The organism is Photorhabdus akhurstii, assembly GCF_018448925.1.
Taxonomy (GTDB): domain Bacteria; phylum Pseudomonadota; class Gammaproteobacteria; order Enterobacterales; family Enterobacteriaceae; genus Photorhabdus; species Photorhabdus akhurstii.
Window position 1 is genome coordinate 40,262 of sequence record NZ_RCWE01000034.1, and the last position, 7,244, is coordinate 47,505.

Annotated in this window: 4 protein-coding genes, 2 rRNA genes and 2 pseudogenes; 4 read left to right on the plus strand and 4 right to left on the minus strand. The window is 39.8% G+C overall.

What is annotated here, in order from left to right; all coding sequences use genetic code 11:
- The first annotated feature begins 369 nt into the window (after nucleotides 1–369).
- From acs to EAE93_RS21780, 4 genes are all read left to right on the plus strand, one after another.
- Entirely contained in the window at nucleotides 370–2,325 is a 1,956-nt protein-coding gene (gene acs, locus EAE93_RS21765) for an acetate--CoA ligase (RefSeq protein WP_036812545.1), read from the plus strand.
- 63 nt (nucleotides 2,326–2,388) lie between these two features.
- Nucleotides 2,389–2,700: a DUF485 domain-containing protein gene (locus EAE93_RS21770; RefSeq protein WP_036779490.1), complete on the plus strand. Its 312-nt coding sequence runs from the start codon at nucleotides 2,389–2,391 to the stop codon at nucleotides 2,698–2,700.
- Nucleotides 2,697–4,346, plus strand: coding sequence for a cation/acetate symporter ActP (gene actP, locus EAE93_RS21775; RefSeq protein WP_036779492.1), 1,650 nt, complete (start codon nucleotides 2,697–2,699; stop codon nucleotides 4,344–4,346). Before EAE93_RS21770 ends, actP begins: the two co-directional genes overlap by 4 nt.
- Before the next feature lie 153 nt (nucleotides 4,347–4,499).
- Nucleotides 4,500–6,083 carry a phosphoethanolamine transferase gene (locus tag EAE93_RS21780; protein WP_040149920.1) on the plus strand — a complete coding sequence of 528 codons (1,584 nt, stop codon included), beginning with the start codon at nucleotides 4,500–4,502 and terminating at the stop codon, nucleotides 6,081–6,083.
- 167 nt (nucleotides 6,084–6,250) lie between these two features.
- On the opposite strand, the pseudogene EAE93_RS25755 reads toward EAE93_RS21780, so the two are convergent.
- From EAE93_RS25755 to EAE93_RS21795, 4 genes and pseudogenes are all read right to left on the minus strand, one after another.
- A pseudogene (locus EAE93_RS25755) lies at nucleotides 6,251–6,535 on the minus strand (transposase); the annotation flags it as partial.
- Nucleotides 6,535–6,747 (minus strand): annotated as a pseudogene (locus tag EAE93_RS25760) (helix-turn-helix domain-containing protein); the annotation flags it as partial. The pseudogenes EAE93_RS25760 and EAE93_RS25755, both read right to left, overlap by 1 nt.
- A 134-nt stretch (nucleotides 6,748–6,881) precedes the next feature.
- Nucleotides 6,882–6,997 (minus strand): 5S ribosomal RNA (gene rrf, locus EAE93_RS21790).
- 141 nt (nucleotides 6,998–7,138) lie between these two features.
- Nucleotides 7,139–7,244: ribosomal RNA gene (locus EAE93_RS21795) — 23S ribosomal RNA — on the minus strand; the annotation flags it as partial.

The following is a 7,244-nucleotide window of genomic DNA, read 5'->3' on the forward strand; positions in this document are numbered from 1 at the left end:
TGTACTCCAGTCATATAAGAATGGTTCAAAGTCCACACCTTGTGAACAACGTGATCATTATAGTTAATTAAATATTATTGGAAATGTTTATCAATACCATATTCTCATTATGGTTTTATAATATGACTGTGTTTCAGCAACTTATCAGTTAATTTATCTATATTTAACATTATTATTGGATTAGGATTTTGAATTACTATTTTTGGTTAGCAATTAAACCTAAAGAAACCCGCTACACTAAATGACAATTACGTGAAAAATATTCTTTTTATTGCGTGATCTTCCGCGCAAAAAAAAAACAAAAATTCTCTTTACACTTTAGTTAACTTTGATTTGACATAATATTAACATTCGTAAGGAGAATATTATATGACCAAAATAATGAAGCACCCTATTCCTGCCTCCATCGCAGAACATGCCCTGATGAATAAACAACAATATCAACAAGATTATCAATTATCGTTGCAAGATCCCGAAAGGTTCTGGGGTGAGAAAGGCAAAATTATTGACTGGATTAAGCCTTACACCAAGGTAAAAAATACCTCTTTTGATCCTGGACATATCAATATCCGCTGGTTTGAAGATGGGACACTAAACTTAAGCGCAAATTGTCTCGATCGTCATCTAAAAGAACGTGGCGATCAAACCGCTATTATCTGGGAAGGTGATGATCCAACAGAATCCAAAGCAATAACCTATCGTGAACTACACCATGATGTATGTCAGTTTGCCAATGTATTAAAAAATCTGGGTATTAAAAAAGGCGATGTTGTTGCTATTTACATGCCGATGGTGCCAGAAGCAGCGGTTGCCATGTTGGCATGTGCCCGCATTGGTGCTATTCACTCTGTTATTTTCGCGGGTTTTTCTCCTGATGCCGTATCCGGGCGCATCATCGATTCAAACACAAAATTGGTCATTACCGCCGATGAAGGATTGAGAGCCGGACGCACCATTCCCCTAAAAAAGAATGTTGATGATGCATTAAATAATGCAGCCGTTGTCAGTGTATCCAATGTGATCGTTTTTAAACGTACTGGAAATATTAGTCACTGGCAATCTGGCCGTGACCTTTGGTGGCATGAATTGGTAGCAGACGCTAGTGCTGATTGCCCAGTCGAAGAGATGAATGCAGAAGACCCGCTATTTATTCTCTATACCTCAGGCTCTACCGGTAAACCTAAAGGTGTATTGCACACCACTGGAGGTTACCTTGTATATGCATCTCTGACATTTAAATATGTATTCGACTATCAGCCGGGGGAAGTCTATTGGTGCACAGCAGATGTGGGATGGGTTACCGGGCATAGCTACCTGCTCTACGGCCCCCTTTCCTGCGGTGCTATCACTCTAATGTTTGAAGGCGTACCAAACTATCCTGCGGTTAACCGTCTGAGTCAGGTTATTGATAAACATCAGGTCAATATCCTGTACACAGCGCCTACAGCGATTCGAGCCCTGATGGCTGAAGGCGACAAAGCTATTGAAGAAACAAAACGTACTTCTCTGCGTATTATGGGATCAGTTGGCGAACCGATTAATCCGGAAGCTTGGGAATGGTATTACCAGAAAATTGGTAACAGCAATTGCCCGATTGTCGATACCTGGTGGCAAACAGAAACTGGTGGCTTCATGATCACACCACTGCCGGGCGCAACCGAACTAAAAGCAGGTTCCGCAACGCTACCTTTCTTCGGTGTTCAGCCCGCGTTGGTTGATAATCTTGGTGAGCTACTAGAAGGTGTTTGTGAAGGAAACCTGGTTATTACTGATTCCTGGCCAGGACAAGCACGCTCACTATTTGGTGATCATGATCGCTTCGAACAAACCTATTTTTCCACCTTTAAGGGGATGTATTTCAGTGGCGATGGAGCACGCCGTGATGAAGATGGCTACTATTGGATAACTGGCCGTGTTGATGACGTGTTGAATATTTCCGGCCACCGTTTAGGTACTGCTGAAATTGAATCTGCTTTGGTCTCTCATCCTAAAATTGCAGAAGCTGCTGTCGTAGGTACCCCGCATAACATTAAAGGGCAAGCAATTTACGCTTATGTCACCTTAAATCACGGTGAAGAACCCTCTCCAGAACTCTATACAGAAGTCCGTAATTGGGTACGTAAAGAAATCGGCCCGATTGCTACACCAGATATCCTACACTGGACAGACTCCTTACCAAAAACCCGCTCAGGAAAAATTATGCGCCGTATTCTGCGCAAAATAGCCTCCGGCGATACCAGCAATCTAGGAGACATTTCAACACTAGCAGATCCAGGCGTAGTAGAAAAATTGTTGGAAGAAAAACAAACAATGAGAATTTCGTAACAGATCATGCCGCCGTAAGGCGGCTGTAATCAAAATATAATAAATATAAGAGGATATATTCCGATGAATGACGATATTTACCAAGGGATCGAAAATAACCCTCGTTTTAAAGAATTGGTTGAAAAGCGAGGACGTTTTGCATGGTTGCTATCAATAATCACATTAATTCTGTATGTCGGTTTTATTTTTCTCATTGCATTTTCACCCGAATGGCTAGGTACTCCCCTTTATAATGATTCCAGTATTACCCGTGGAATACCGGTTGGTATTGGTTTAATTATTATTTCATTCATCTTAACCGGCTTATATGTCATCAGAGCCAATAGCGAGTTTGATCACCTTACCTCACAAATTCTCAGTGAGGTAAAGAAATGAAAAAGTTCCTGCTATTAGCAATAATGCTATTTCCTCATCTCACCTGGGCTAATGCAATCTCTGAAACCGGAGAAAGGCAACCTGTCAACGTTCAAGCTATTATCATGTTTGTCCTGTTTGTTGGTTTTACACTCTATATCACTTACTGGGCCTCAAAAAAAACACGCTCCCGTAGTGATTACTACACGGCGGGTGGACGTATTACAGGTTTTCAAAATGGAATGGCAATTGCGGGAGATTTTATGTCCGCAGCATCATTCCTTGGTATTTCCGCTTTAGTCTATACCTCTGGTTATGATGGACTAATTTACTCTATCGGCTTCCTGATTGGCTGGCCTATTATCCTATTTCTGATTGCCGAAAGATTAAGAAACCTTGGACGCTATACTTTTGCCGATGTCGCTTCTTACCGGTTACAGCAACGTCCAATCCGTACGTTATCTGCAATTGGTTCGCTGTTTGTTGTCGCTCTTTATCTTATCGCTCAAATGGTTGGGGCAGGTAAACTTATCGAATTGCTTTTTGGACTCAATTACCATGTAGCGGTCGTATTGGTTGGCATCCTGATGGTACTTTATGTTCTATTTGGCGGTATGCTAGCAACGACTTGGGTACAAATTATCAAAGCTATCCTATTACTAGCTGGCGCCACCTTTATGGCGCTTATGGTCATGAAAACAGTAAACTTCAATTTCAATACGTTATTCAAAGAAGCTGTTGCTGTTCACTCAAAAGGTGAAGCTATCATGAGTCCAGGAGGGTTGGTATCTGACCCAATATCCGCACTTTCTCTCGGTCTGGCATTGATGTTTGGTACTGCTGGTTTACCTCATATTATTATGCGTTTCTTTACTGTAAGTGATGCGAAAGAAGCACGAAAAAGTGTTTTCTATGCTACTGGCTTTATTGGCTATTTTTACATTCTGACTTTTATTATCGGCTTCGGTGCTATTTTACTGGTTAGTCCAAACCCTTCCTTTAAAGATGCTACCGGCGCGCTCATTGGTGGGACTAACATGGCAGCCGTTCACCTCGCTAATGCAGTTGGAGGCAACTTGTTCCTGGGGTTCATCTCTGCTGTCGCCTTTGCCACAATTCTAGCCGTTGTTGCGGGGCTAACGCTGGCTGGCGCATCAGCGGTATCACATGACCTATATGCAAACGCCATTAAACGCGGTAAAACCAATGAACGAGATGAACTGAGAGTATCAAAAATAACAGTTGTGATACTTGGGTTTATCGCAATCGGATTAGGTATTTTATTTGAAAACCAGAATATAGCCTTCATGGTTGGATTGGCATTTTCTATTGCTGCAAGCTGTAACTTCCCAATTATTCTTTTATCTATGTACTGGCGTAAACTCACTACCCGTGGTGCCTTAGCTGGGGGTTGGCTAGGATTAATTACAGCGGTGGTTTTGATGATTCTCGGTCCAACAATCTGGGTCAGCATTCTCGGTCACGAGAGACCAATCTATCCTTATGAATATCCAGCATTATTTTCAATGATTATCGCTTTTATTGGCTCATGGCTATTTTCTATCACCGATAATTCACAACAAGGTATGCAGGAAAGAGAACAATTTAGAATCCAGTTTATTCGATCACAAACAGGACTCGGTATCGCACAAGGAAAAACACATTAGTTACGTTTTTATGTCCAACCTCTCCTTCGGGAGAGGTATTTTCATTAGAAGTCACCTGAATTCAGAGCTATTTCACAAGTTAACCTCTTGTTTTAATCACAGGTTAATGATTAACTCTTTTATTTCAACTTATTAATTAAACTATTAATCTGTATGCGAAATAAATCTCCGATTATTATTATTTTGATTCTCTCTTTACTACCGATAATTTTCACTAGCGATTTAGCCGGTGAGTATAAGTTAAAAATAATATTACTGAGTTTCTTGCTAGCAAGTGTTAACGCATTCTTTTATTGTTATAAATATCTTAAACCATTGGTTTTACTTATTTCTCTATTGTGGTCGCTTAATATATCCACATCTTTTTTCTTCTTTAATGAACACCAGATAAGCTTTTCTTCAACTATTGCCAATACTTTTATTAATACAAATAGCAACGAAGCTGTAGGTATGTTGTCCTACAATAAATACTATGTGCTTTTCTTTATTTTCATGTTGTTAATATATTTTTTGTCTATTAGATGGCTATCCAAAAATATAGACAAAAAATTACTCAAATCCAGTTTATGGGCTTTTATTTTTGTCTGCCTATTAGTGCCTGTTGACTACTATATCTCAGGAAAGAAATATTCAGATGATATTATTCTATCAGAACACTTTCTAATGGGAACACCATTCTATAACTCATCAGCAATGGTAAAAGCAATATATGAAAATCAACAAATTAAAAATATTTCTTCTGTTAATGTGAATTTTAATTACATAAAAGAAGATAAAGATATTGATATTTACATATTGCTGATAGGAGAATCAGTAAGAAGAGATCATATGTCTCTGTACGGTTATAACAAAACCACAACACCGACATTAGACACAATGCAGAGAAATATGTTGATATTCAATCAAGCTATTTCCCCAGCTCCAGTTACTATATTATCCTTACCTATTTCGCTTTCTAATATTACTCTATATCAGCTCAGAAATAAGGTTCATTATGCCGACAATATTATATCTTTAGCTAAAGATGCAGGTTTTAGGACAACTTGGATAAGTAATCAAGGAAGATCAGGTAAAAGCAATAGCCTGATTACAGTTATTGCTAATATGGCTGAAAGCCAAAAATGGAATGAATATATTGGATACGATGAAGAGTTACTACCCTATCTAGATGATGCACTAAAACAGAAAGGTAAAAAATTTATTATTATGCATATCTACGGCAGTCATGAGCCATCCTGTAACCGATTTCCCGAAAATAAACTGATATCTTTCTCATCGAACGAAGATGATAATTGCTATGACAGCTCAATAATTTATACTGATCATCTAATAGAGAAAATCATTAATAAAATCAAAGATTATAAAGCATCTATTCTCTATTTTTCAGATCATGGATTACAACGCTTAGATAAAAACGGTGACATTCGTTATCACCACGGAGTTAGTCATCCTCGAAAAGAGGCTTATAATATCCCCTTATTTATTTGGTATAACGATAATGTTGATCCAAAATATCGTCATACTGGTGTAATAAATACCCCTTTCTCAACTTCAGATAATTATTACCTTATCAGTGATTGGCTAGGTATTTATCATAAATTTCCAGAATACTGCCGTTCACCATTAAGCAATTGTTTCAAATCACAGAAAGAGCTAATGGTGATCGATGGTAATAAAAACCTGATGAAATATAGCGAACTTTCTGATGAGAAAGATATTAAAGCTTTAGGTAAATGATTTGGATTCCAATATCCAAGTATCATATACAATACATGGCTGACTTGAATGAAAATAGGTTTACGTTTTCTTATGTCCATAAATAATGTATTTATGGTTGATATCATGGCTAAGTTAACCATAAGAATGCACATAGAAGTAGTAACCAAGCAACAATATATACCCGCTTAACTTGAAGATGCAGGATTCAAAACCTGGAAGTCGTCATTAATACGACACGACAGGTTCCCGGCAAGTTCCGGTAATATTTCCGTAAAAAAGCGATGTATTGCCTGCCTGAACAAGGTCGTCGAGGCGAAATAATGGTTATTTCTGACTTGTTCATTCATCACCTTCCATAGCCTTTCTATCGGGTTCAGATTCGGGCTGTATGGCGGTAAGTAATGAAGGTCGATATTCATCACATAAGCCCAGTTTTTCACCAGCTCACTCCGGTGGTAACCGGCTCCGTTTCGGGCTTCAGTTTGCGGTGATTAAGGTAATCGCTGATATGACGATTAACAGTCGTTTCATTAAGACGCAGGGCCTGAGCAACCATTACTGAACTCCAGCCCTCAGAGGCCAGCAGGACCGCTTTGATGCGATCGCACTCTCTCTTATCACGGCAGGTGTGATGGAGGTGTTCAAGTTCGGCTTTTTGTTCATCGGTAATGAAGATTTTCATGACTGATACCATGACCTCATTTGGGGGAAAATCAAGCAGTTTCAATGAGCATGGGTATATAAGCAAACAAAGTGAGATATGCCTTAATACGCAAAAACCCCCAGCTTACGCTGAGGGTTTCCACTGTATTTAAAGCCTGGCAGTGTCCTACTCTCACATGGGGAGACCCCACACTACCATCGGCGCTACGGCGTTTCACTGCTGAGTTCGGCATGGGGTCAGGTGGGACCACCGCGCTATCGCCGCCAGGCATATTCGGTTTCCTTCCGGCCGTTGCGTCTCTGCTGACACCACCACCCGAAGCAATCTCTGAACAAGCTGAAATCTGTCTCTCTTCTGTCTTCCGACTTCTGTTTGCTGTCTTCCGACACCAAAACCCCTTCGGCGTTGTAAGGTTAAGCCGCTCGGTTCATTAGTACTGGTCAGCTCAACGCATCGCTGCGCTTACACACCCAGCCTATCCACGTCTTCGTCTTAAACGTTCCTTCCGTGACTCT